Consider the following 24,251-nt stretch of genomic DNA (forward strand, 5'->3'; position numbering starts at 1 on the left):
CAGTTCATGTTTCGTCATCTTTTTATACTTATATTTGCTCTTGTGGTCAGCGCAGTGATCTGGTGGATTGGTCCGCTGATTGCGATTGGTCGTTGGTTTCCCCTTGCAAGCCAGTGGCCTCGCGCCATCTTAGTCGGCCTGCTGCTGTTCTGGGCCGTGTGGCCGTGGATCGCGCGCGTCTTCAGCTGGATGTCTGGCAAACTCTTCACGCCGTTTGCCCGCCGGGCGCCCGTTTCTGCGGTGAGCAATCACCGCTTCTATGATGCAGTATCAACCCTGCGCTACGTCGGATTAAGTGAACAGCGGACATACTGGCGGCGCATGTGTTATCGGCTTTATCAGCCCTGGCTGCGCGATCGCCCGTGGTTTTTGGTTATGGGGCCACAGGACAGCGGTAAGACTTCACTGCTGAGTGAAAGCCAACAAACGTTCCTGTTGGCAGAACAGTATGGATTACATGCGACAACCGGCACCGGGCCAACGCAAGAGTGCAACTGGTGGTTGACACGGGACGCCATCTGGATAGATACCCCCGGCAGCTGGGCACAGAGTGAAGACAGCGTCAGAGCCGATAAAGCCCGCACCTCATTACTTCGCCTGCTGCGACGCAAGCGCGGGTTTCCACCGATCGATGGCATCTTCCTCTGTCTGGATGCGCACTGGCTGCTCCAGGCTTCCTTATCCGAGCATAAAGCGCTGGCGGACACCCTGCGTGCTCGCCTGCTCGGCTGCGCCAATGATGCGCGCTGCGATCTTCCGGTTTACCTGATGCTTTCACACCTCGATCAACTGCCCGGAGGTGCCTCTTTGCTCGCCATGATGAGCGACAATTTACGCAGGCAGGGTATTGGATTCAGTATTGAGGCGGGCCAAAAACATGCCGAGCAGGCATTTGCAGCACTACTGGTGCGCATTAGCCAGTACGTACTGGAACTGATCCACGACGTGAATTCAGAAACCGAGCGACACCAGCTTCTGCAACTCATAGAGAGCCTTGGCACGCTGAGCAGGCCGCTGTTCAGCTTGATCAATCAGATCTTTCCCTCCTCGCCCGTAGGCTACGAAGTTCAGCTACGGCACATCTGGTTGGGCAGCGCTCGCCAGATAGCGCTGGATCCGCTCAACGTCGCAACATCATGGGGATCATCATCCACTACACATCCCACCACGGAACTGTGGCAATCGGGATTCGACCATGCCATTACCGAGCGCCATATTCTCACCTCGGGGGGCCAGCGTTCCGCTGCCGTAACGATTCGGCGATTAGTCGGCTCTATATTGGTGCTACTTTTTCTGAGTGGTGCAGGTTGGGGGCTGTTGCGTTATTACCAATGGGAGAAGGATTATATCGGCTACGTGAATGCCACCTTCGATGAAACCCGCCGCTTAGTGCGCGAGGTCCCGGCGACGCAGCGTCCGGGTGAAAATCTGATCGCCGCCTATGAGCAGCTTGGCTATATGAACGCCCAGCTGGAAAGCGTCGATACCCTGCCCCTGAATCCTTATGTCGAACATCTGGCGCTCAACGATGCCGCGACCGCTACCTGGCATCGTCATTTGCTCAAAATATTCTGGCCGGCGGTGCAAGCCTATATTATCGATGCGCTCCAGCAGGACGCCAATACCCATAAAGATGATGTCTACGGCACGCTAAAAGTTTATATGATGCTGGTTGATCCGGCACATCGCGATCCGGTTGCCTTAAATAATTGGTTTATGGCGCGCTGGGATCGGTTCGCGCCACCGGGATACGCCAGCAATAATAAAACCTTGTTTGGTTATCATCTGAAGGCGTTGTTCTCATTAGCGGCAACGCCGGCGCTAAAACCTGATGTAAATCTGGTGCGGCTGGCGCGTGTGAGAGCGGCGGAAATCCCGCAGCAGATGCGGGTGATTAACCGTTTGAGGGAGAGTTCACATGCGCTGGCGATGCCAGATGTAACGCTGGCGAATGCGGCAGGCAGTGACGTCATGCTAACACTGAGACGTAAAAGCGACGCCACGGTTAACGATGTTGCGGTACCCGGCTTCTACACTCGATCCAGCTATCGCGATGTGGTGTTGCCGGAAGTAGAAAACATGTCCAAAGCGGTACTCGAGGAGGAATCCTGGGTGATGGCGGACAAGGACAGCGCCTCGAACCTTGAAATGGTCACCGCAACCCAACGTCTGATGGATGAAACGCGCAAACTCTATCTGCTGGAATATGCCAATCACTGGGCCGACTTTATTAAAGATATCCGCGCCAGACCGGTGCAAAGCATTGATGATGCGGCAGCACTTGCGCGCCAGTTAGCGGACCCCTCTTCATCGTTAGCCAATTTAATCCGCTTCATTACCCGTGAAACCAGCCTTACCGGACGCGATGATGCCGGTGCAACCAGTTGGTTTGACCGACAGCGTTACAGCTTGCAGAAGCAAAAGCGGGACATTGTCGATGAGATCTCCGGCGATCGTTCACGCTTTAAACTCACGCCAGAACAGGCCGTTGAGGATCGTTTTCAGCCACTGCGGCGGCTGGGACTTGAGTTAGCGAAAAGCAATGTTGGCAATGACAGCCTCCAGCGCACTTTTAACGAGCTTTATAATCTGCTGGCGGCGGCATCGGTTCGTCTTAATAGCAGCGAGAGTAATGCCCAGTCGCCGGATGATGGCTTAAAGCGCGCCCGCATTGATGCCGCGCGTTATCCCGATCCGGTCAGGAGCGTCATGATGGATCTGATTGAACGCGGCCAAAGCCAGACCCTGGCGCAGATTCGGCAGAAACTCTCAAGCAATACGGCGTCACTGACCACCGGTGAATGTAAAAATATCATCGCCAATCGTTATCCGTTTTCCACCACGGCCAAAAACGAAATTGGCATTAACGATTTCTCTCGCCTGTTTGCAAAAGATGGCAGCTTACAGCGCTTTTTCGACCAAAACCTCGCATCGCTGGTTGATGTTAACCAGCGACCCTGGCGCGCTAAGGATCCAAGCTTAATTTCTGCAGGTACCGTCCGATCTTTTGAAAGTGCGGCGAAAATTCGTGAAAGCTGGCTTAACAGCAGCGGAAATATGGCATTAACCTTTTTCCTCACGCCAATGACGCTCAGCAGCAACATCTCTGAAGCCGTACTGGATATTGATGGACAGGTTATCCGTTATAGCCATGGTCAAAGTCAACCGGAGCGGGTGGAATGGCCAGGGCCAAAAGGTGGCACCTATATTCGCCTCACTTTCAAAGCCAATGACGGCAGCTTGCAGACCGCGATGTTCGAAGGTCCCTGGGCCCTATTCCGACTTTATGATCGCGCGACGGTCAGCAACATGAGTAGTGATACGCGAGAGCTGTTGATGATGCTGAACGGTATGCCAGGAAGCTTCGCGTTTACTATCCGCTCAGCGCAACAAAACTTCCCATTATGGTCCCGCGCGTTGCGCAATTTTAAATGTCCTTAATCCCAGTAATGACAAGGAGTTATTCATGATTAATAAAGAAGATATTCTTGCAGCAGCGCAAAGCGGCAATTCAACCGCCGATAGCGTACACCGTTCTCTTCAGGAAAATTTTACGCAGTCATGCGCATCAATGAGTTTATCCGGTATGGATTCTTCCGCTGCGGTTGCTATGCAGAGTAATGGCGCATGTAAATCCATGATGGAACAAATGGGCAGCACCTTTGTTGGGTTACAACAGCAGTTACAGGCGCATAAACAGGCATTGATGAAAGATGCGCCTGAAATGTTTAACGTAACGAAGAATGATTTGCGCGATACGGTAGCTAAAGGTGTGCCTGCTGAAGAGGCACACTACAACTCTAAGCGCGAGTTTTAGTGTGAATAAGCGGATGAAAATCCGCTTTATTTATTAGGTTGCGTTAATTTATCAGCCAGTCACGCGGCATTAAGCTCACGCACATAATCCAGAAAGGCCTGCAGCGGCGCCGGGATTAAACGGCGATCGTTGTAATACAGCCACAGGCCGGTGAAGCTTTGCCACCATTCGGGCAAAATCGGTTGCAGACTACCGCTGTCAAGCGCCTGTTTCAGCCAATCCTCGAACAGATACACCACGCCGGAACCGGCAATTGCGGCCTGAACCGTGAGATCCATGGCCGCGCCGATACTGCAAATCAGCGGGCCTTTTGGCTGCAGGCGCACGGTTTCTTCACCGCGCGTAAATTCCCATTCGGCTACCACGCCGGTCGCGTAGCGTCCGTATAAACACCGGTGCTGCATGAGATCCCGCGGATGCTGCGGCGTGCCGAACTGGGCCAGATAAGCGGGGGCCGCCGCTAACGCAAAGCGCTGGGTGCGAGGGCCAATCGGCAGCGCCACCATATCCAGTTCCAGATGATCGTCATAACGCACGCCAGCATCACAGCTGTCGCGGAACACATCCTGAACATTGCTCTCCGCCACCACTTCCAGCTGGATATCCGGGTAGCGCTGGAGAAAGCCCGGCACAATCGCGGGTAGCACAATGCGCGCGGCGCTGACCGGGACATTCAAACGCAACGTGCCGCCCGGAGTATCACGGAAGGTATTTAGCGCATCCAGTGCCGCATCCACTTCGTTCATCGCAGGCAGTAAGCGCGACATCAGCGCCCTGCCAGCTTCAGTTAACGCCACGGTGCGCGTGGTGCGATTAAACAAGCGCACGCCAAGCTGCTCTTCTGCCCGCCGTACTGCATCACTCAGGCGCGACGGATTACTCCCCGTCATGCGCGCCGCCTCGCGAAAGCCCCCGGCTTTTGCCACCGCGACTACCGCGTGCAGCAGTGCGATATCTACTGCCATTGTTCGCCACCTCGTACACTGTGTCCCGATTTGCACGGATAGTTGCACAGCGTTGGTGCGATTACAATCACTCTACACACTGACAAAGGAGCTTCCCATGTCTCATCCAGCATTAACTTATACCCTTGGCGATCGCCAGGTAGCGCGCCTTGGTTACGGCGCCATGCAGTTGGCAGGACCGGGCGTCTTTGGCCCGCCCAAAGACGAAGCGCGGGCTTTGCAGGTACTGCGTGAGGCTATCAGCGCGGGTGTTAACCATATTGATACCAGTGATTTTTATGGCCCGCATATTACCAACCAGCTGATTAAAAAAGCGTTGCATCCCTACGCGGACGATCTGGTTATCGTCACCAAAGTGGGCGCGCGTCGTGATGAGAAAGGCGGCTGGCTGCCGGCGTTCACCCCGGAGGCGCTGACACAGGCGGTTGAAGATAACCTGCGTCATCTTGGACTCGATGTGATTGAAGTGGTGAATCTGCGTTCGATGTTGGACGTGCATGGTCCAAAAGAAGGTTCACTGGAGCCGCAGGTTGAGGCGATGATCAAACTGAAAGAGCGCGGCCTGATTCGTCATATCGGCTTAAGCAATGTCACCGCCAAACAGGTGGCCGATGCACAAGCAATGACGCCGATTGCCTGCGTGCAGAACCTCTACAATCTGGCCAATCGTCAGGACGAGGCGCTACTCGATCAGCTGGCGGCGCAGGGCATTCCGTACGTGCCTTTCTTCCCACTGGGTGGCTTTTCTCCGCTGCAGTCCGATCGGCTAACCGACGTAGCGAACGAGCTGAACGCCACGCCGTTACAGGTGGCGCTGGCCTGGCTGCTGCAGCGTTCACCGAACATTCTGCTGATTCCAGGTACCTCATCGCCAGCGCACCTGAAGCAGAACCTGGCGAGTGCTGACGTGAAACTCACGCCTGAAATCGTCAGTCGTTTGGACAGCATCGCCTAACCATCGCTTTGCACACCGGGTCGTCATGAATGACGCCCCTACGAAGGTAATATGCGCTGTAGGGTCGTCATTCATGACGACCACTCCATCAAATAATTCCCATCTCCGCCAGGCACCCTTTCAACGTACCAAATGCATCCTGGCACTGCCGCTCATCGACACAGGCAAAACCCAGCAGTAGGCCGCGTCGCTCCTGCGGATGCATGTAATATTGCGACAGCGGACGTACCTTTACGCCGCGCCGCAGTGCCAGCGCGGCGACGGCGACATCGTCGCATCCCATCGGTAAGTTCATCACCAGATGTAAACCTGCTTCGTGATTCACCAGCGGTAAAAAGGCCGCGCCGAGATAGCGTTCAATCAGGCTGACCATAAAGCGTCGGCGCTGGCTGTAAAGCTTACGCATACGGCGGATGTGCGCCATGTAATGGCCTTTCTGAATAAATTCTGCCAGCGCGCGCTGTACCAGCAGATGACCGCCACGATAGAGCTCTGCCGCCGCTACCCGCAGCGGCTGCGCTAACGCTTTCGGCACCACCAGATAGCCGAGCCGCAGCGCGGGATAGAGCGTTTTGCTAAAGGTGCCCATATAAATCACGGGTGCATCTGGCTCGAACCCCTGCAGCGACGGAAACGGCTGGCCCGAAAAACGGAACTCACTGTCGTAATCATCCTCCACCAGCCAGGTCTTATGCTTGCGCGCCAGGTCCAGCAGCTGCTTACGGCGCTCAAGGCTCAGGTGCACGCCAAGCGGGTATTGATGTGACGGTGTCACAAAAATCATTTTTGGGGCACGGCTACGCGCCGGTAAATCGGGGATTAGTCCCTGCTCATCCACGGCAACGGCATGTATTTTCAGCCCATTGATGCGCAGCAAATTGCGCGTGCCCCAGTAACCTGGCTCTTCGATCCAAACCTGATCGCCAGGATCGCACAGTACGCGGGAGACCAAATCCACCGCCTGATGAATACCTTCGGTAATGATGATTTGATCGGCATTGGCATGCACCGATCGCGCAACGCTGAGGTATTCCGCCAATGCTTCACGCAGATGCATGCAGCCGCCCTGGCTGCTGTAAATGAGCCGTTCGACATCCGGCTCGCGGTTTAACCGCGCCTGGATCTGGCTGAATAATTTATGCGGGAACTGCGTAACATCCGGCGCTCCGGGCACGAACGCGCCCCACTGATAAGGTGAGGCATTGGCGTGACCCAGCAGCGAAGCCCCGCGTTTTGAGAGCGCCGCCGGTTTTGCCGTCATTGAGTCGATTACGGCAGCGTTGCGCGGCGTATGCAGCGATCCTTCCGGCAAGTTTTCCGCAATCCAGGTGCCGCTGCCCGTGCGCGCCGTGACATAACCTTGCGCCATCAGATTTTCATAGACGTTAAGCACGGTATTACGCGACACCGACAGTTCGCGCGCTAAATCACGCGTGGCGGGCAAACGCGTAGCCCGCGGGAAAATGCCCTCGGCGATAGCCAGTTGCATACAGCTCAGCAAACGCTGCTGCAGCGTCCCCTCCTGCATAAACTGCATGCGCTCCAATACATGATCTGCGTACAAACTCCGCAATTGGCTCCCTCCTTTTCTGTAAAAGTGGCTCTGGCATGATACCTCAGCGCAGGGATAAATAAGCGTGTTTGTTGATAATTTGTAAAGACGCATATCGCTAAGGAAATGTTATGGAAGGTAAAAACAGCCGGTTGCAGCAACGCAAAGATGATGCCCTGCCACGCGGCACCGGCAATCTTTGTCAGTGGTATGTCGAGCACGCAGAAAACGCCACGCTGCGCGACGGTGAGGGCAATAGCTGGATCGATTTCGCCGGCGGCATTGCGGTATTGAATACCGGTCATCGCCATCCCCGCATCGTGCAGGCGATTGCCGATCAGTTAGAGAAATTTACCCATACCGCGTTTCAGGTCACGCCCTATGAGAGTTATGTCGCGTTGGCCGAACGCCTAAACCGCGTGGTGCCAATTGCTGGCAAAGCGAAAACCGCCTTTTTCTCGACTGGCGCAGAAGCGGTCGAAAACGCGGTGAAAGTGGCGCGAGCGGCCACGCGTCGTCACGGCATCATCACCTTTGGTAACGCCTTCCATGGCCGCACTTTTATGACCATGGCAATGACCGGCAAAGTGGCGCCATACAAACGCGACTTTGGCCCAATGCCGGCTTCGGTATGGCACGCACGCTATCCCAACAGCGTAACCGGCATCAGCGTGGAGGATGCGTTAGCTAGCCTGCAGGACATTTTTACTCAGGACATCGCGCCGCAGGATGTTGCCGCCATCGTGCTGGAGCCCATTCAGGGTGAAGGCGGATTCCACGTCGCGCCGCCGGCGTTCTTCAACCGCTTGCGCACATTGGCGGATGAACACGGCATCCTGCTGATTGCGGATGAAGTGCAAAGCGGCTTTGCTCGCACTGGCAAGCTGTTTGCCATGGATCACTACGCCGTAAAACCGGATCTCATCACCATGGCGAAAAGCCTCGCGGGCGGGATGCCGCTTTCGGCAGTCAGCGGCCGTGCCGAGATTATGGATGCGCCGGGACCGGGTGGCTTAGGCGGCACCTACGCCGGTAATCCGCTGGCGATTGCTGCAGCCCACGCGGTACTTGACGTGATTGCCGACGAGAAACTGTGTGAACGTTCAGAACAACTCGGCGCCCAGTTGATTGATTTCTTGCACGGCGCGCGCAGCAGCTGTTCTTCCATCATTGATATCCGTGGCCTGGGCTCTATGGTGGCAGTGGAATTTGCCTCGGCACAAACGGCACAGACCATTCAGCAACAGGCGATGGCACAAGGCCTGCTGCTGCTGACATGTGGTCCACAGGGCAATGTCATTCGTTTCCTCTATCCGCTCACCATCCCTGATGCGCAGTTCAGCCAGGCTCTGGACATCCTCGGCAGCGTGCTGAGTCAACATTACGATTCTTAGGCTTTCGCCGCTCTTCCCAGCTCGCACTGCGGGCTGGGCTTCTCACCTGTTGTAACCCGGCAGTGCTGCGTGCTGCCTGAGAGACGCTTTGGAGAAATATAGATGAGTTCACAGAATGCCGATGTACTGGCTCAAGGCCTGAAACCGCGTCACGTCCGCATGTTGTCAATTGGTGGCGTCATCGGTGCCGGACTGTTTGTCGGTTCAGGTCATGCCATTGCCGAAGCCGGTCCTGCGGTGCTGCTGGCCTATATAGCGGCGGGCGCGCTGGTGGTGCTGATTATGCGTATGCTGGCGGAAATGGCCGTGGCGTCCCCTGATTCGGGCTCCTTCTCAACCTATGCCGACAAGTCACTCGGTCGCTGGGCCGGGTTCACTATCGGCTGGCTTTACTGGTGGTTTTGGGTGCTGGTGATTCCGCTGGAGGCCAACGCGGCGGGCACCATTCTGCATTCGTGGTTTCCACAGGTTGCAGTATGGGAATACACGCTGGCGATCACCTCGTTCCTGACCATCAGCAACCTGTTTAGCGTGAAAAACTATGGCGAATTCGAATTCTGGTTTGCTCTGCTGAAAGTGGTGGCGATTGTCGCGTTCTTGTGTGCAGGAAGCCTGGCGGTATTTGGTTTGATGCCGGGTAGCAGCACGCAAGGCATCTCACATCTGTACGATACGCAAGGCTTTATGCCCAACGGTATTAGCGCGGTACTGGCAGCCATTCTCACTACCATGTTCTCGTTTATGGGGACAGAAATCGTCACTATTGCCGCTGCGGAATCACGCGAACCGAAGAAGCAGATCACCCAAGCCACCAATTCAGTGATCTGGCGTATCGCGTTGTTCTATTTACTGTCGATTTTTATTGTTGTCGCGCTGGTGCCGTGGAATACGCCGTCACTCATGAAAGCCGGTTCTTACCAGACGGCAATGCAGATGATGAACGTGCCGTACGCCAAACAGATCGTGGATGTTGTGGTCTTAATCGCGGTGTGTAGCTGTCTTAACTCGGCGCTGTATACCGCATCGCGCATGATCTACTCGCTGTCACGCCGTCAGGATGCACCGGCCATGGTGTCACGCACCACCCGCAGCGGTACGCCATGGGTTGCCGTGCTGTTCTCTACGGCAGCCGCCTTCCTCGCCGTCATCGCCAATTATCTGGCACCAAGCGCGGTGTTTGAATTTTTGCTGGCCAGCTCGGGTGCCATTGCGCTGCTGGTGTATCTGGTGATCGCTGCTTCACATCTGGTACTGCGCAAAAAGCGCGAAGCGCGCGGCGAAACGCTCAGCTATCGCATGTGGCTATTCCCAGGTTTGACGTGGGCGACCATGGTGTTCATCGTCGGCGTGTTGATTGCCATGTTGTTTAATCAACAGCATCGCCCAGAGATCATCGCCACTGGCCTGTTAACGCTGGCAGTGGTCGCCGCCAGCCGCATTGTGCAACGCAAACGTGTGGCGCGTAAAAGCGAGAAGATGGTGGCGTTACGTTCCTAACGGGTTGATTCCGGGCAAGGATGCCGCGGAACTTAATCGTACTGCACGTCGATACTGATCGCCTCTTCCGGCACGTTAAGGTTTACCACGCACTTTCTCCATACCGGCAAACCATTGGTCATCTTGTTATCGACGAAGTACTGCTGAAATTCCTTCAGCGCCTCGGAGAGATCGCCAATCGCGCGCGCATCCGGTTCAAACCAATCCGGCTCACCGTTTTCATCAAGGTAATCGAACTGGAATTGCCCGCCATCATCGTCCGCAAATAATTCGGCCTGGACGATCAATTCCCGCGCACCTTCTGGGCCACAGCTAAAGATGATCTGGCCGATACGGCGATAAAGGTCTTCGTATTGCATAGGTTTTGGGTTCCTCAATAAGTATGCTTGGCGGTCGCAATCAATGACGATGCTATGTAAATGCAGCGTTCGAATGTAGGGTCGCCATTCATGGCGACCAGTATTTGTGATGGTGCGATTATATTGACTTTAGTTCGCATGATAAGAGAATGAGGCTCTTCGAACAGAAAGTTGTAAGAAAGGGAGTTTATCATAGCCTGTTCACATCGTTTTCTTCGCGTCAGGAAATCCACCGCGCTAGCGGCCATTACCGTTGCCCTGCTCCTCGCCAGCTGCTCATCGCCGCCGCCGAAATCACTGGTCACCCCTTTGCCGTCGGTGCCCAAACCCCCGATGCCGAGCCAACCATTGCAGCATAACGAGCCGGTGCGCGGCGTGTGGCTGACGACGGTTTCACGCCTCGACTGGCCGCCGATGAATTCAGTTAATGCCAGTCCAGCCATCCGCATCAGCCAGCAGCAGCAAGCGCTAACCAGCAAACTGGATAAGCTGAAAAGCCTCGGCATCAATACCGTTTTCTTTCAGGTGAAACCGGATGGTACCGCGCTGTGGCGATCGCGCATTCTACCGTGGTCAGATATGCTGACCGGCAAAATTGGCGAGGATCCCGGCTACGATCCGCTGAAATTCATGCTGGATGAGGCGCATAAACGGGGCATGAAGGTGCACGCGTGGTTCAATCCCTATCGCATCTCAACCAACGTCAAACCCTCTACCGTTAACGCGCTGAATAATACCTTAGCGCTGCAGCCCGCCAGCGTATTTGTGCTGCATCGCGATTGGATCCGCACCGCCAGCGACCGCTTTGTGCTCGATCCCGGCATCCCTGAAGCCCGCGACTGGATCACCAGCATCGTTGCGGAAGTGGTATCGCACTACGCTATCGATGGCGTGCAGTTCGATGACTATTTCTATACCGAAACGCCGGGTTCCACCCTCAACGATAACGCTACCTTCCGTCAATATGGTCAGGGGTTTGCCTCAAAGGCCGACTGGCGCCGCAATAATACGTTACTGCTGATTGAGCAGGTATCGCGCACCATTAAGCAGCTCAAGCCGAATGTTGAATTTGGCGTCAGCCCGGCGGGCGTGTGGCGCAATGTGTCACATGATGCCGCCGGTTCCGACACGCGCGGTGCTGCAGCGTATGACGAAGCCTATGCCGACACGCGCCGCTGGGTACAAATGGGCCTGCTTGATTACATTGCACCGCAGCTTTACTGGCCGTTTGCGCGCCAGGCTGCCCGCTATGACGTATTGGCACACTGGTGGGCGGACGTGGTGAAACCGACGCACACGCGGCTATATATTGGCGTGGCGCTGTATAAAATCGGCGAGGCCTCGAAAAGCGAGCCAGACTGGACGGTAAATGGCGGTGTGCCTGAGCTGAAAAAACAGCTCGATCTCAATGAGTCGGTGCCGCAAATTAACGGTACGATTTTGTTCCGCGAGAATTACCTTAATCAACCGCAAACCCAGGATGCGGTGAATTATTTGCGCACCCGCTGGGGCCGGTCGCCATAAATGGCTCCCCTACACGTGGGGTGCGCATTGATGCGCACGTGGCCACAAACCGCGCGATATGCGGGTTAAGCCAGCAACTCCTCACTCTGCATCAACGCAAAAAATGACTCCAGTTCGCGCAGCATCATCGAAGCGGCAATCGAAAGTTGCCGCTGTGGCGCCACGCACAGCGACAGCGTAAATGGCTTCAGCACGCTATCAATCAGCGGAATAAACTTCAGTTCACCGCGTCGATATTCATCCACGATATCCAGCCAGCACATCAGGCTAATTCCCACGTCATCGCGTACCAGCGAACGCAGCATATGAATGTTGTTGGTGCGCGCCACTTCCTGAATTTTAATCCCTGAACTGTTTATCAGCGCCTCCAGCGGATCGGCTAGCATCAGCGGGGCTGCAGGTACGATAAACGGCCAGGATTCGCAGTGGCTAAAGCGGATCGACTCCCGGTTCGCCAGCGGATGCTGGCTACTCACCACAATCCCCAGGCGTAAATCCGCAAAGGATTTCACCAGCAGCTCGCGCGAGCTTTGTGGATTGAGCATGATGCCGAAATCCGCATCGCCAGAGGTTAACGCATTGGCGATATGGATATTGCTCATGGTGGTCAACGTAAACGAGATGCCGGGATATTCTCCTCGGATCCGTTGCAAGATCGAGGAAAAGAAGCCGCGGTTGATGGCGTCAATCGTGGCGATATGCACATGCCCATGGCGTAGTCCGCGCAGATCGTCCAGCTGAGTGCAGACGCGGCCAAACTCACGCTGCCAGTTTTTCGCGGCATTCAGCAAAATTTCGCCCGCTGCGGTCATACGTAATCCTGATGGATGACGTTCAAACAGCGGCATATCCAGCTGTTCTTCCACGCGGAGTATCTGTCGATCAATTGACGAAGCGGAGACGTGCAATACCTCAGAAGCCTTGCGCAGTGAACCCTGGCGGGCTACTTCCGTGAAATAGAGCAGAAATCGGGAGAAGGCGAACATAACGGGTGCTCTCTTTTTTGCAACGCATCATGCGAATTAAACAGATGGACGCTTACACATGGCAAAATAATAATCGCTGCCATGATAAAAACAAGGGTTTGCGCGGCTTTGCGGCTGATGACATCCCTGTTCAGGCAGACAAACTATGAAGCAGACAGATTCCCTGGCTGTCACCGTCATCGCAAAGCAGTCCAACGGTGCAGGCAATGTATTACTCACATTGGCGAGTGAAGACGGCCAGCCGCTGCCGGCTTTTGCGCCCGGCGCGCATATTGATGTGGAGATTCCCGGCTGCGGTAAACGCCAGTATTCGCTCTGCTCCACGGCAGCCAATCATTACCAAATCTGCGTGCGTTTGGATGCGCGCTCAACCGGCGGTTCGCGCTGGCTGCATCAGCAGCTGGCAGCGGGCGATGGCTTGCAGATCTCCTCTCCGCGCAACCATTTTCCGCTGCCGCAGGCGCCGCGCACGCTGCTGTTTGCGGCCGGTATCGGTTTAACACCGCTGCTGGTTATGGCCGAAGCATTAGCCGCACGCCAGGCGGATTTCACGTTGCATCTCTATCTGAAACGCGCCGATGAACTGGCCTTTTGTGAACGTCTGGCAACGTTGGGGCCGCACGCGGTCATTCACTACAGCAGCGAAAGCGACAGCCTGCGTCAGCGCATCCCGGACGATCTCAAACAGCCGCATAACAGCGCATTGATCTACTGCGGTCCCGCAGGTTTTATGGATCATCTACAGCAGCTGGCGCAGCAACAGGGCTGGAAACTCGACCAGCTACACAGCGAGCGCTTCAGGCCCAGCGACGCACCGCGGCTTGTTGCTGATAGCGCTTTTGAAATCGAAATTGCCTCTTCCGGTGCGCGCTTCGCCGTTAGCGCCGATCAAAGCATCGCCGAGGTGCTCGAGGACGCGGGCATTGCGATCGCACTCTCCTGCGAACAAGGCATGTGCGGCGCCTGCATCACCGGCGTATTAGCGGGCGAACCCGATCACCGCGATGATGTGCTGAGCCAGCACGAACGTGCTGCCAATGATTGCATCGTGCTGTGCTGTTCACGCGCCCATTCTCCTCTGCTGGTGCTGGATTTATGAGCCGCTTTTTAGGTGCAACAGGCGCACGTTTGCCGCGCTGGCTATTGCCTGAAAACTGGCCGTTAGTAAACAACCAACCGCAGCTGGCGACCTTGCATTTCCACGCCTCAGGCCTGCAATTTGAACCGACCAACGCATCACAACCTGCGGGTTATCTGGCGCTCCACGGTGCGCTGGTGTTACCTGCCTTTGTCGAGCCGCATGCGCATCTGGATAAAACCTTCACCATCGAACGGAGCCCGGCGCAACAGCCAGGGCTGCTGGCGGCGATTGCGGCGATGCATCAGGATCGCGTGCACTGGAACGCCGAAGATTTGCAGCAGCGCGCCACGCAGGCGCTGCACTGGGCGGCGGAAGCCGGCGTCGGTTTGCTGCGCACGCACATTGACTGGTTCTCGGTTGATGCACCATTAGCGTGGCAAGTTATGGGCGATCTGCACCATCCGCTGTGCAGCATCGAACGCGTAGCATTGGCTCCGTTGCCCTTCTTCACCGATGCCAGCGATGCGCAGCACATTGCCGCACAGGTGGCGACCAGCGGTCCAGGCGCGCTGTTGGGCGGCTTTATTCACAGCAGCAACTGGGATGCACAGGCGTTTCAGCGTCTGCTGGATGCTGCAGAGCGGTGGCAGCTGGATGTCGATCTGCATATTGATGAAGAACTTAACCCGCAAGCGCAGGGATTACGCTGGCTGGCGCACTATTTGCAGCAGCATCCGTTTAGCGGGCAAATCACCTGTAGCCACAGCTGTGCGCTGTCACAGCAGGATGACGCAGAGCAGATCCTTGCGGTGCTGGCACAACACAAGGTCAGGCTGATTGCGCTGCCGCTCACCAACCTGCTGTTACAGGACGCGGTGCCGGGCCGCACTCCACGTCAGCGCGGTTTGACGTTGGTGAAAGAGGCACAGGCGTTAGGCATTCCGCTGCTGCTCGGTGCCGACAACGTACAAGATGCGTTCTGCCCGTTCGGTAGTTATGACCCGCTCGATACGCTGTTTAGCGGCTTGCTCAGCCTGCAACTGGGCGCGGCGTTTGATGAAGCCTCGGCGCTGATTTGCCAGCGCCGCGCGCTACAGGGCAACGACTTGGTGATATTTCCTGATGCCGATGTGGCGAGCTGGCCGTTACGTCAACGCCAGCGCTATCGGCTAAAAAACGGTGTGCGTTATGGAGAAACAACAAATGGCGCTTGATGAAGGAGCGGGAAAACCGCTGGCGAAATATGCTGCGTGGCGACGCGCGGGCGACTTTATTTTCCTCTCCGGCATTATTCCGGTGAATCCGCAAACTGCCACTATCGTGCGCGGTTACGACGACATTCCACAAGCAGCGCAGCGCCTGCTGGGTCGTACGGGTGAATTCTCTACCGACATCAAAGAGGGGCCGATTCTGGCGCAGAGCTGGTACGTGCTGGAAAGCATTCGCGCCACCATCGAAAGCGCGGGCGGTCAGATGAGCGATGTCTTCAAGCTGGTGCAATATTTCCGCAATCTCGATCACTTCCCCCACTACAGCCGGGTACGGAAGCAATTTTTCCCCGATGCGCCGCCGGTTTCTACCGTGGTGCAGGTGAGTGAAATGCTGCCGAGTGCGGACGTTTTAATCGAAGTTGAAGCCACGGCGTGGTTGCCGCAATAACACGAGGAGTTCAAATGTTGCATGGTTATATTCCGGCAAACCGCTTTTTGCCGTATCTGAGCTGGACTGACATCGCCACGCTGGACGATAAAGCCAATACCGTTATCGTGTTGCCGACCGGCGCGATTGAGCAGCATGGTCCGCATCTGCCGTGCGCGGTGGATAGCGTGATCTCATCGGGGGTGGTCGGTCATGCATTGGCGCGTTTACCCGCTGACATTCCGGCTTACGCCATCCCGCCGATTACCTACGGCAAATCAGATGAGCATCTGCATTTTCCCGGTACGCTGACGCTGACCGGCGAAACCCTGCTGCACACCATTCTGGAGATTGGCGAATCGCTTTATCGCGCCGGTTTCCGCAAATTTCTGATGGTTAATGGTCACGGTGGCCAGCCGCAGCCGCTACAGATGGCGGCACGCGAGCTGCGCCTGCGCCACGGCGACATGATCATCATCATGCAAGACACCTTCAAAGTGCCGAACTGCGCTGAAAGCTTTATGGACGACAAAGAGCGGCAAATGGCGATGCACGCCGGTCACGCCGAAACCGCGCTGATGCTGGCGCTGGCACCGGATACCGTGCAGATGGATAAAGCGGTAGCCAACTATCCGCCGGCATTCCCCTGTCCGACGCTTTCAACCAACAAACCAATGGCGGCCTGGGCTTCCTATGATTTCGGCCCGAGCGGCGTGATTGGCGATCCCTTACCCTCCACGCCTGAGCAGGGTGCGGCGATCCTTGAGTCGCTGGCGGAAAGCTGGGCGCAGGTCATTACCGAAGTGCATCAGATGACGTGGGTGACACGCGCCGAACCGGCGTGGGGCACCGGCCAGTGGCAAGGCAAAGTATTAGATCACAACGACGCAGCCGCCTTTTTACAACCGCGCTAGGGACTATTGATGAAAAAAACATTGAGCATTGTTGCCGCACTTGCGCTGGCCCTCTCGGCCCCGGGCATGGCGGCAGAAAAATTCACCTTTATGACCAACTGGTACGCGCAGGCCGAACACGGCGGCTTCTATCAGGCGCAGGCGCAGAATCTGTATCGTGATGCGGGTCTCGACGTCACCATCAAAATGGGCGGCCCGCAGGTGCACACCATGCAGTTGATGGCCGCAGGCCAGGCGGACTGCATCATCAGCGATAACATGCAGGCGCTGGAAATCTGGCAGCAAGGCGTGGAAGCGATGCCGGTGGCGACCACCTTCCAACACTCGGCGATTGCCTTTCTTACCCATCCGGATGTGAAAAACCAAGCCGATCTGCAGGGTAAAACCTTCCTGCTGGCCGCCGAAGCCTACACCTCGTACTGGCCCTGGGCGCAGAGCGCGCTGAAGCTGAAAAATGCTCGCGTACGGCCTTACACCTTCAGCATTCAGCCATTCCTTGCCGATAAAACGCTGGTGCAGCAAGGCTATATCACCTCGGAACCTTATGCGGTGCAGAAAGCTAACGCGCAGGCCAATGTGTATCCCATCAGCGATTGGGGTTATCCGCCGTACGGCAACAGCATCGTGTGCATGAAATCAACCATTGAGAAACGTCCGGCCGCGGTCGCGGCATTTGTCAAAGCATCAATGCAGGGCTGGAAAAACTATCTGCACGATCCCAGTGCCGGCAACGTGCTGATCAAAAAAGAGAACCCACAGATGAGCGATGATCAGATTGCGTTCGGCATCGCGCAGATGAAGAAATACCAGATGCTGACCGGCGGCGATGCGCAAACCGGCGGCATCGGCATCATGACCGAAGCGCGTCTCAAACAAACCTGGCAACTGCTGGTCGATACCAAGCTGATCGATCCCGCCAAAGTGCCGTTTGACGGCAGCTACACGCTGAAATTCATCCAAGACGTTAAGGTACTGCCATGAATAGCGCCAGTCATCTAACGCTGCTCAACCAGGATGCGCAGGCGGTGCCGCGTTCGGCGGCGGCACCGGCGATTGAGGTGCTGTCGGCAGAGAAAATCTATCCCAACGGCACGCGCGCGCTGCTGCCGGTCGATCTCACCATTCGTCAGGGCGAATTTGTTTCGCTGCTGGGTCCGTCTGGCTGCGGCAAAAGCACCCTATTGAAGATGATCGCCGGGTTGATTGAACCGACGGATGGCAAGCTGATGCTGTTTCGCCGCGATCGACGTGAGAACCAGCGCGATTTGCCACTGTCGTTCGTGTTTCAGGAAGCCACGCTAATGCCGTGGAGCAACGTGCACAAAAATGTGCGTCTGCCGCTCGATTTGGCCGGCGTACCACGTGCTGAAGCCGATACCCGCGTACGCGAGATTCTCGAACTGGTTGGTCTCGGCCAGTTTGGTCACGTGCTGCCGCGCGAGCTTTCGGGCGGTATGCAGATGCGCGTATCCATTGCACGGGGGCTGGTAACGCGGCCTAAAGTGTTGTTGATGGATGAGCCATTTGGCGCGCTGGACGAGATCACGCGCAACAAGCTGGATAGCGATCTGCTCGATTTGTGGCAGGAGCAGAAGCTGACGGTGATATTTGTCACGCACTCGATTCAGGAAGCCGTTTTCCTGTCGCAGCGGGTGATCATGATGGCGGCGCGTCCCGGGCGCGTGGTGGATGATATCCGCATTGACGCCACCTCGCCGCGTGATGATGAATTCCGCGTCAGCCAGACCTTCACTCACTATGCCCAACTGCTGCAGCGCGGTCTGTTGGCAGCCAGCCAGGAGAGTCAATGATGAAACCGTTAGCGGCCCATCGTCAATTTCAGCAGTGGCTGTTCCCGGCCATCGTCGCCATCGCCATGCTGCTGCTGTGGCAGTTTCTGGTCACCACCTTTAAGGTGCCGGCATTTCTGGTGCCGTCACCGCTGGTGGTGGCGGAAAGCCTGGTGCAAAACTTTTCCACGCTGTTTATGTCGCTACTTTACACCCTGAAAATCACCGTAATCTCTTTTGCCCTGGCGATTGTGATCGGCTCGATTGTGGCGTTTTTGCTGGTGCAGAACCGCTTTATTGAAACCGCGCTGTTCCCTTACATCGTGTTTTTACAGGTGACGCCAATTGTCGCCATCGCCCCGCTGATCATCATTTGGGTGAAGGACACCACGCTGTCGCTGGTGGTGTGCGCCACGCTGATGGCGGTGTTCCCGATCATTTCCAACACCACCCAGGGTTTACGTAGCGTATCGCCCGGATTGCTGAGCTATTTCCGTCTCAATCACGCCTCGCGGATGCAGATTCTACTGCGTTTACGCATTCCTTCGGCGCTGCCGTACTTCTTCGGCGCGCTGCGCATCTCCAGCGGCTTGTCGCTGATTGGTGCGGTGGTAGCCGAGTTCGTTGCCGGCACCGGCGGCACCGATACCGGCCTGGCATACCAGATTCTCCAGGCCGGTTATCAGCTGAATATCCCGCTGATGTTTGCCGCGCTGTTGCTGATTTCACTGGCCGGCTTCCTGCTGTTCGCCCTGATGTCGTGGCTGACGCGCCGCGTGCTGGCGGCTTGGCATGAGAGTGAAATGAGCCCCAGTTAACATCGTAGGGTCGCCATAAATGGCGACCCTACGGAAAACCTTTTTACACAGGAATAAAACATGTCTGATTCCGATCGCCAGTCTGCACTGGCGGCGCTGGTCGCGGCGTTGCCTGAACTTGACTGGATCAAAGAAGCGCCGAAGGTCAAGCGCCTGTCGCGTGATTTCCACTGGTTCAGCCCGGTGCTGAAACCCCAACTGGAAGAGAAATTTGCTGAACTGGCGGTGCGCCCACGTGATGAACGCGAACTCACGCATATCGTCGCAGCCTGCGCCAAAGGGCGTGTTCCGCTCAATCTGCGCGGCGGCGGCACCGGCAATTATGGTCAACTCATCCCGCTGAACGGCGGCGTCATGGTCGATATGACACGCCTCAACGCCGTTACCGCCATGGGACACGGCACGGTGCGCGCGCAGGCGGGGATCCGTCTTGGCGAGCTTGAGGCACACACGCGTCCGCTCGGCTGGGAACTGCGCTGCATGCCCTCCACGTGGAAACTGGCCACGCTTGGCGGCCTGTTTGGCGGTGGCTTTGGCGGCGTAGGCTCAATCAATTACGGTCCGCTGGCCGCGCCGGGCAACGTGTTGTCAGTGCGGATGATGACCATGGAAGAGACGCCGCGCATTATAACGTTACAGGCGCCAGACGCGCTGCTGCTGCATCACGCCTACGGCAGCAACGGCATTGTGCTAGAGATCGAGTTGGCGCTGGCGCCCTGCCATGACTGGATAGAACGCCTCGATACCTTTGCCGATTTCCCAACAGCGATGGCATTTGCCGATGCGCTGGCACGCTCGCCGGGATTAGTAAAACGCCAGGTTGCGGTATTTGCCGCTCCGGTGCTGGATTACTTCACCGACCTGACCAATGCCGATGTGGTGGGTAAGCACGGCGTCATATCCGTGGTGGGCAGCGAAAGCGATGCGCTGCTGCCTTCGCTGCTGGCACAGCACGCAGGCCATAACGCGCTGCATTTTGCCGCAGGGGAAAACCGCGGCCACTCGCTAATTGAATACTGCTGGAACCACACTACCCTGCAGGCGCTGAAGATCGACAAAACCCTGACCTACCTGCAAACCGCTTACGCGGCGGAAAACTATTATCAGCAGGCGCTGGCGCTGGAAGCACAACTCTCTGATGAAGTGATGTCGCACATTGAATTCCTGCGCGACATGAACGGAATGCTTACCTGTAGCGGATTACCGCTGGTGCGTTATCGCGATGAAGATCGTCTCAACGACATTATGGATATTTATCGGGCCAACGGCATAAAAATAAATAACCCGCACGTCATTCATATTGAAGACGGCAAGCAAGGCACGGTGCGCGCCGATGTAGTGGCAATGAAACGGGCATGCGATCCGCATAATTTATTAAATCCCGGCAAATTACGCGGCTGGGAAGTCCGTGAAACTTTACCGGATGTCTCTATTCCGGGGGTGAATTAATCCTCTTTTTTTCTCAATTAGGGATGTGCAAATGAAAACACTGAAAAGTGTCGGACTGGCTGCGCTGTTTTTCCCTCTGGCTCCGGCAGCGATGGCGGCCTCGCAGAGCAATATCAGTGATTGTCAGTACGACGCCAGCGGCGTAAAGAGTTTCACCGATATTTTCACCTGCGGTACGGTTAGTGGCAGTCTGCGTACGCTTTATTACTCCACGCACAATGCGTATTTTTCTAAAGGCTTTAATCAAGACACCACCAGCTACGGTGGTAGCCTGAAATATGAAACCGCCCCGGTATATGGTTTTCGCGCGGGCGTCAGTGCAATATTTTTACGCGGTATCGATCATCCCGATGAAGCACATACCATTAGTGATATTGGCACTAACCAAACCAATGTCGGCGAAGCCTATTTAAGCTGGCAACAGGATGACTTTAAAATTACCGCGGGCGATCAGCGTATCAATATTCCGTTCGTGGGCGACTACGACTGGCGTATTACCCCTATTTTGTTTCGTGGTGTCGATGCCAATTACGGTGACAGCACCAATTATCTACATGCCACCAAAGTCTGGCGCTATAAGCCGTGGGGTGACGATCAGTTCCTGAACACCACCGCCTATACGGATATTGATGAACGCACCAATGGTATGTGGGCCATTGGCGGTGGACGAGGATCGCAGTGGGACGATAAAAAACTAACCGGTCAGTTATGGTATGAAGAGTACGCCGACTATTCACGCCTGGTGTATGGCGAAAGCCACATCCAGTGGCAGCAGACGTTATTCCAGCCGGATGTCGGACTACAATTCATGCGCGGCACCAGCGACGGCAAAGCGTTAGCAGGTGAAGTGAACAGCACGTCCTACGGTGCTCAGCTGGCGCTCGCTTTCACGCCTGCGCTGAGCTGGAAGCTGGGTTACGATCACATTGCTGCCAGCGCTAACAGTTGGGGCAACGGATCGCTGGTGGTGCCGTATGCGCACAATAGCGCTTCGGGTCCCTACTTCGCACAACCGTTCTTCACCAGTACTCAGGATTTGGGGAGCGGAAATGCCTATTCCACCAATCTCAATTATGTGCTGAATGAAAACCTGTCGCTTGGTACGCAGTATTCGTTTATGGATCTCAAACCGTCAGCCTCTTCAGACAGTATTAATCAGTCTGAATATCTGGTTTATTTTACCTGGGCCTTCAGCGGCGTGCTCAAAGGATTGAGTCTCACCGATTTTGCCGGTGTACAAACCTCGCCGCTGTATGATGCGAAATTCTGGCAGAACCGTTTAAGTTTGCAGTACGATTTCTAACGAATAATCACGCCAGCAACGTGATGTTGCTGGCTTTATTTGTTAATAAGGATCGGTGGCACTCAGCAACTCTATACTGCGTTCAGTACCATTCACTCGAACCTTGAGAAAACGACGCGTGCGCCATTTGCCGTCCGCATCTTGTACGGCTTTTTCGAAGGTTGGGCCATGCAGCAGAAGTTCTTTATTATCGTTGTAACCAAAACCCACATTTTTATTTCCAATCCAGTGCTGCTCAAATGCCACCACCTTCTCGGCATCCAGGGTTTTACTCTCTTCCGCACTGCAGGCGGTATAAGTTTTGCGGAAGATAAAGCACAAACCAGCCTGATAACGATCTTTACCGTTAGTTTCCACCAGCGCAATTGAGAAACCGGTATACGCCGCAATTTTAACGTACAGCTTAGTCCGCGTTCCCGGCCCGGAAATATGCACTTTCACCACCGGACTGGAACCTTCGCTGTGCCAACTGCCAATGGAATCGGCATTATCACGCGCCTGCAAATAAATATTGGCGGAGCCTTCTGGGGTTCGGTTACTAAAATCGGTTTGCGTTTCGCTTTGCGAAAGATATTGCGCCGTACCGACAATGCGCACGTGGATCTGCGTTGATGAACCGGAGAAGTTGAATTCACCGACATAGAACCATTGATCGGCATCTTTACGGTTATCCATGTGGTGCTGTGAGGTAATCACATCGTAATTAAGCGATCCCTGAATCACCGCGCCCCAGTCGGAAATTTCCAGCACGCCGCGATCGCCCTCTGAAATTAACGTCCAGGGTTCAATTCCCTCGGTGCTGTAATCAAAACCAGCACTTTGATTATGAATACTTTTTTGAATGATTGTGGCGCGACAATAGCCCAGCTTCAGTGGATACTGCGTAGATTCAATCGCCAGACCTTCTATCACCCATTGCCCATTGGTGAGATCCCCCGCGTATTCTGCGTGCTCAATCCAGCCGTTACGAATAAAGGATTGCGTACAGCGCGGCAGATCCAGCGTGGGTTTAATTGTGCTGCCCTGCAAATTGAAATTTGATAGCTCAATGGCCGTTGAGTGATCCCATGCGCCCCGCTCTTGATCGGACCAGCGTGCGTAGACAATGCTGTCCTGACAGCCGCGTGAATAGAACTGATCGATTTTACAATCTAACGTGTCGATTAAATCCAGGGCGCGTCCACCAAGATAGCGGAACTCCATGCTGCTCACGCGCAGAAATTGGCCGCCAGTAATGGTATTGGCAAAGAACCCCACTTTATTGAATGCGGACCCGCCATCTTCACCGCTGTTCGAACTCATCCCTTTGACGACGAATCCAGAGATTTCAACGTAACGCGCGTTAACTTTAAAGAAATGCAGTCCGCGCGGTTGAGTATTCCAGTTAAACAACAGTGTCGTCGTCGGGAAATAGCCAAAATTAACCGACGCGCCGGTGACCTTGAAGCGATTAATTTCAGTGTCTGAGATATCAAAGGTCGACATGCTAAATACGCCAGCCGTAAAGCGAATACCCGCCGAAGGCAGCACGCGCTGTGACCAGGCGAACATCCGCTTTACCGCATCAATACAGTCGGTTTTGCCATCGGCTACGGCGCCAAAATCCAGCACGGTTACCGCGTTATAATCAAAAAGTACCCGTTTCCAGCGCTTATTGCCTGGCGTGACGAAAATCAAACCTCCATCGTCAATACTTTTGGTGTCGGTAGCATCGTAAATAAATACACCGCCGCCATTTTTGGTGCCGCGGGTATATTCAAGCACTGACGCAATTTCGCCAGGCGCTGAAGGTTCGGTGGCTTTTAATTCTGCAATGTCGCGTAGCTGTATAACGCTTGCGGCACCGGTGAGGGCATTTTGTGGAGTGATATTGGTATTGCTGGACGTATTCGCCATGGTCTACCCCTGAAATAATAAGAGAAGTGACTGCACCATGGAGTATAACTAATTGAAATTTAATATGTTACTGAGTGCCATGCTAATTAAAGTCTTTTAAAATATGCCCATTAATCTCTTGAGAGCAACGCTATGATTTTTGATAAAAAGCGCAGCGGCTCACTCGCTGCTTTACAGATTAATCGCAGGCGCCATGTTGTTATCATCGGTACGATAAACGCGGGCGAACATCACATTTAAAGCGTCATACCTTAATGACATGACTGTTTATTTCAGCAATCAATTAAAAAGCCTGTTGAACCGATGCAGGGTG

Annotated in this window: 20 protein-coding genes; 15 read left to right on the forward strand and 5 right to left on the reverse strand. The window is 55.2% G+C overall.

All coding sequences use genetic code 11. The features are described 5' to 3' along the window. The first annotated feature begins 6 nt into the window (after nucleotides 1-6). Complete coding sequence (gene tssM / locus AAGR08_RS21295) at nucleotides 7-3,441, forward strand: type VI secretion system membrane subunit TssM (RefSeq protein WP_345829987.1); 3,435 nt, start codon at nucleotides 7-9, stop codon at nucleotides 3,439-3,441. A gap of 25 nt (nucleotides 3,442-3,466) precedes the next feature. Beyond that, entirely contained in the window at nucleotides 3,467-3,817 is a 351-nt protein-coding gene (locus tag AAGR08_RS21300) for a DUF6277 family protein (RefSeq protein WP_097097837.1), read from the forward strand. A gap of 59 nt (nucleotides 3,818-3,876) precedes the next feature. Here the strand turns inward: AAGR08_RS21300 and AAGR08_RS21305 are convergent, their stop codons facing one another. Next, nucleotides 3,877-4,782, reverse strand: coding sequence for a LysR family transcriptional regulator (locus AAGR08_RS21305; RefSeq protein WP_345829991.1), 906 nt, complete (start codon nucleotides 4,780-4,782; stop codon nucleotides 3,877-3,879). Nucleotides 4,783-4,879: 97 nt separating this feature from the next. Here AAGR08_RS21305 and AAGR08_RS21310 point away from each other — a divergent pair, with 97 nt between their 5' ends. Then, entirely contained in the window at nucleotides 4,880-5,737 is an 858-nt protein-coding gene (locus AAGR08_RS21310) for an aldo/keto reductase family oxidoreductase (protein ID WP_345829993.1), read from the forward strand. Nucleotides 5,738-5,825: 88 nt separating this feature from the next. Here the strand turns inward: AAGR08_RS21310 and AAGR08_RS21315 are convergent, their stop codons facing one another. Further along, the gene (locus tag AAGR08_RS21315; RefSeq protein WP_176519231.1) at nucleotides 5,826-7,310 is read right to left on the reverse strand and encodes a PLP-dependent aminotransferase family protein; all 1,485 of its coding nucleotides are present in this window, start codon (nucleotides 7,308-7,310) and stop codon (nucleotides 5,826-5,828) included. 110 nt (nucleotides 7,311-7,420) lie between these two features. Between AAGR08_RS21315 and gabT the strand changes: the two genes are divergently transcribed. Together gabT and gabP are read left to right on the forward strand one after the other, a co-directional pair. After that, complete coding sequence (gabT, locus tag AAGR08_RS21320) at nucleotides 7,421-8,683, forward strand: 4-aminobutyrate--2-oxoglutarate transaminase (protein WP_345829996.1); 1,263 nt, start codon at nucleotides 7,421-7,423, stop codon at nucleotides 8,681-8,683. Between the two features lie 102 nt (nucleotides 8,684-8,785). Then, nucleotides 8,786-10,180: a GABA permease gene (gene gabP / locus AAGR08_RS21325; protein ID WP_097097833.1), complete on the forward strand. Its 1,395-nt coding sequence runs from the start codon at nucleotides 8,786-8,788 to the stop codon at nucleotides 10,178-10,180. 32 nt (nucleotides 10,181-10,212) lie between these two features. On the opposite strand, the gene AAGR08_RS21330 is transcribed toward gabP, so the two are convergent. Further along, nucleotides 10,213-10,539, reverse strand: a complete 327-nt coding sequence (locus AAGR08_RS21330) for a hypothetical protein (RefSeq protein ID WP_097097832.1) — start codon at nucleotides 10,537-10,539, stop codon at nucleotides 10,213-10,215. 246 nt (nucleotides 10,540-10,785) lie between these two features. Here AAGR08_RS21330 and AAGR08_RS21335 point away from each other — a divergent pair, with 246 nt between their 5' ends. Next, nucleotides 10,786-12,063 carry a glycoside hydrolase family 10 protein gene (locus AAGR08_RS21335; RefSeq protein ID WP_345830813.1) on the forward strand — a complete coding sequence of 426 codons (1,278 nt, stop codon included), beginning with the start codon at nucleotides 10,786-10,788 and terminating at the stop codon, nucleotides 12,061-12,063. A 65-nt stretch (nucleotides 12,064-12,128) separates the two neighbouring features. Here the strand turns inward: AAGR08_RS21335 and AAGR08_RS21340 are convergent, their stop codons facing one another. Beyond that, nucleotides 12,129-13,049 (reverse strand): LysR substrate-binding domain-containing protein, encoded by a 921-nt coding sequence (locus AAGR08_RS21340; RefSeq protein WP_097097830.1) that lies wholly within the window; start codon nucleotides 13,047-13,049, stop codon nucleotides 12,129-12,131. Between the two features lie 145 nt (nucleotides 13,050-13,194). Between AAGR08_RS21340 and AAGR08_RS21345 the strand changes: the two genes are divergently transcribed. From AAGR08_RS21345 to AAGR08_RS21385, 9 genes are read left to right on the forward strand one after another with little or no spacing between them, the layout of a single operon-like run. Further along, on the forward strand, nucleotides 13,195-14,148 hold the full coding sequence (locus tag AAGR08_RS21345) for a PDR/VanB family oxidoreductase (protein WP_345830000.1): 954 nt from the start codon (nucleotides 13,195-13,197) through the stop codon (nucleotides 14,146-14,148). Then, the gene (locus AAGR08_RS21350; protein WP_345830002.1) at nucleotides 14,145-15,344 is read left to right on the forward strand and encodes an amidohydrolase family protein; all 1,200 of its coding nucleotides are present in this window, start codon (nucleotides 14,145-14,147) and stop codon (nucleotides 15,342-15,344) included. The genes AAGR08_RS21345 and AAGR08_RS21350 overlap by 4 nt, the downstream gene beginning before the upstream one ends. Beyond that, nucleotides 15,334-15,789 carry a RidA family protein gene (locus tag AAGR08_RS21355; protein WP_097097827.1) on the forward strand — a complete coding sequence of 152 codons (456 nt, stop codon included), beginning with the start codon at nucleotides 15,334-15,336 and terminating at the stop codon, nucleotides 15,787-15,789. The genes AAGR08_RS21350 and AAGR08_RS21355 overlap by 11 nt, the downstream gene beginning before the upstream one ends. A 14-nt stretch (nucleotides 15,790-15,803) precedes the next feature. Next, nucleotides 15,804-16,682 (forward strand): creatininase family protein, encoded by an 879-nt coding sequence (locus tag AAGR08_RS21360; RefSeq protein ID WP_345830004.1) that lies wholly within the window; start codon nucleotides 15,804-15,806, stop codon nucleotides 16,680-16,682. Between the two features lie 9 nt (nucleotides 16,683-16,691). After that, a complete protein-coding gene (locus AAGR08_RS21365; RefSeq protein ID WP_097097825.1) occupies nucleotides 16,692-17,663 on the forward strand; it encodes an ABC transporter substrate-binding protein in 972 nt (323 codons plus the stop codon). After that, the gene (locus AAGR08_RS21370; RefSeq protein WP_345830006.1) at nucleotides 17,660-18,493 is read left to right on the forward strand and encodes an ABC transporter ATP-binding protein; all 834 of its coding nucleotides are present in this window, start codon (nucleotides 17,660-17,662) and stop codon (nucleotides 18,491-18,493) included. The genes AAGR08_RS21365 and AAGR08_RS21370 overlap by 4 nt, the downstream gene beginning before the upstream one ends. After that, nucleotides 18,490-19,290: an ABC transporter permease gene (locus tag AAGR08_RS21375; protein WP_345830007.1), complete on the forward strand. Its 801-nt coding sequence runs from the start codon at nucleotides 18,490-18,492 to the stop codon at nucleotides 19,288-19,290. Before AAGR08_RS21370 ends, AAGR08_RS21375 begins: the two co-directional genes overlap by 4 nt. A 60-nt stretch (nucleotides 19,291-19,350) precedes the next feature. After that, nucleotides 19,351-20,739: an FAD-binding oxidoreductase gene (locus AAGR08_RS21380; RefSeq protein ID WP_345830008.1), complete on the forward strand. Its 1,389-nt coding sequence runs from the start codon at nucleotides 19,351-19,353 to the stop codon at nucleotides 20,737-20,739. A 31-nt stretch (nucleotides 20,740-20,770) separates the two neighbouring features. Then, the gene (locus AAGR08_RS21385; protein WP_345830009.1) at nucleotides 20,771-22,042 is read left to right on the forward strand and encodes a TonB-dependent receptor; all 1,272 of its coding nucleotides are present in this window, start codon (nucleotides 20,771-20,773) and stop codon (nucleotides 22,040-22,042) included. A 42-nt stretch (nucleotides 22,043-22,084) separates the two neighbouring features. On the opposite strand, the gene AAGR08_RS21390 is transcribed toward AAGR08_RS21385, so the two are convergent. Then, entirely contained in the window at nucleotides 22,085-23,938 is a 1,854-nt protein-coding gene (locus AAGR08_RS21390) for a hypothetical protein (RefSeq protein ID WP_345830010.1), read from the reverse strand. Nucleotides 23,939-24,251: the final 313 nt, after the last annotated feature.

It is taken from the genome of Pantoea sp. BRR-3P (genome assembly GCF_039621635.1).
Classification (GTDB): domain Bacteria; phylum Pseudomonadota; class Gammaproteobacteria; order Enterobacterales; family Enterobacteriaceae; genus Pantoea; species Pantoea floridensis.

Bases quoted from the DNA above. Each gene is read 5' to 3' on its own strand.
- AAGR08_RS21355 (WP_097097827.1), top strand. From the start codon at position 15,334: ATGGCGCTTGATGAAGGAGCGGGAAAACCGCTGGCGAAATATGCTGCG.
- AAGR08_RS21350 (WP_345830002.1), top strand. From the start codon at position 14,145: ATGAGCCGCTTTTTAGGTGCAACAGGCGCACGTTTGCCGCGCTGGCTA.
- AAGR08_RS21390 (WP_345830010.1), bottom strand. From the start codon at position 23,938: ATGGCGAATACGTCCAGCAATACCAATATCACTCCACAAAATGCCCTC.
- AAGR08_RS21345 (WP_345830000.1), top strand. From the start codon at position 13,195: ATGAAGCAGACAGATTCCCTGGCTGTCACCGTCATCGCAAAGCAGTCC.
- AAGR08_RS21330 (WP_097097832.1), bottom strand. From the start codon at position 10,539: ATGCAATACGAAGACCTTTATCGCCGTATCGGCCAGATCATCTTTAGC.
- AAGR08_RS21370 (WP_345830006.1), top strand. From the start codon at position 17,660: ATGAATAGCGCCAGTCATCTAACGCTGCTCAACCAGGATGCGCAGGCG.
- AAGR08_RS21385 (WP_345830009.1), top strand. From the start codon at position 20,771: ATGAAAACACTGAAAAGTGTCGGACTGGCTGCGCTGTTTTTCCCTCTG.
- AAGR08_RS21310 (WP_345829993.1), top strand. From the start codon at position 4,880: ATGTCTCATCCAGCATTAACTTATACCCTTGGCGATCGCCAGGTAGCG.
- AAGR08_RS21300 (WP_097097837.1), top strand. From the start codon at position 3,467: ATGATTAATAAAGAAGATATTCTTGCAGCAGCGCAAAGCGGCAATTCA.
- AAGR08_RS21365 (WP_097097825.1), top strand. From the start codon at position 16,692: ATGAAAAAAACATTGAGCATTGTTGCCGCACTTGCGCTGGCCCTCTCG.
- tssM (WP_345829987.1), top strand. From the start codon at position 7: ATGTTTCGTCATCTTTTTATACTTATATTTGCTCTTGTGGTCAGCGCA.
- AAGR08_RS21375 (WP_345830007.1), top strand. From the start codon at position 18,490: ATGATGAAACCGTTAGCGGCCCATCGTCAATTTCAGCAGTGGCTGTTC.
- gabT (WP_345829996.1), top strand. From the start codon at position 7,421: ATGGAAGGTAAAAACAGCCGGTTGCAGCAACGCAAAGATGATGCCCTG.
- gabP (WP_097097833.1), top strand. From the start codon at position 8,786: ATGAGTTCACAGAATGCCGATGTACTGGCTCAAGGCCTGAAACCGCGT.
- AAGR08_RS21305 (WP_345829991.1), bottom strand. From the start codon at position 4,782: ATGGCAGTAGATATCGCACTGCTGCACGCGGTAGTCGCGGTGGCAAAA.
- AAGR08_RS21340 (WP_097097830.1), bottom strand. From the start codon at position 13,049: ATGTTCGCCTTCTCCCGATTTCTGCTCTATTTCACGGAAGTAGCCCGC.
- AAGR08_RS21380 (WP_345830008.1), top strand. From the start codon at position 19,351: ATGTCTGATTCCGATCGCCAGTCTGCACTGGCGGCGCTGGTCGCGGCG.
- AAGR08_RS21360 (WP_345830004.1), top strand. From the start codon at position 15,804: ATGTTGCATGGTTATATTCCGGCAAACCGCTTTTTGCCGTATCTGAGC.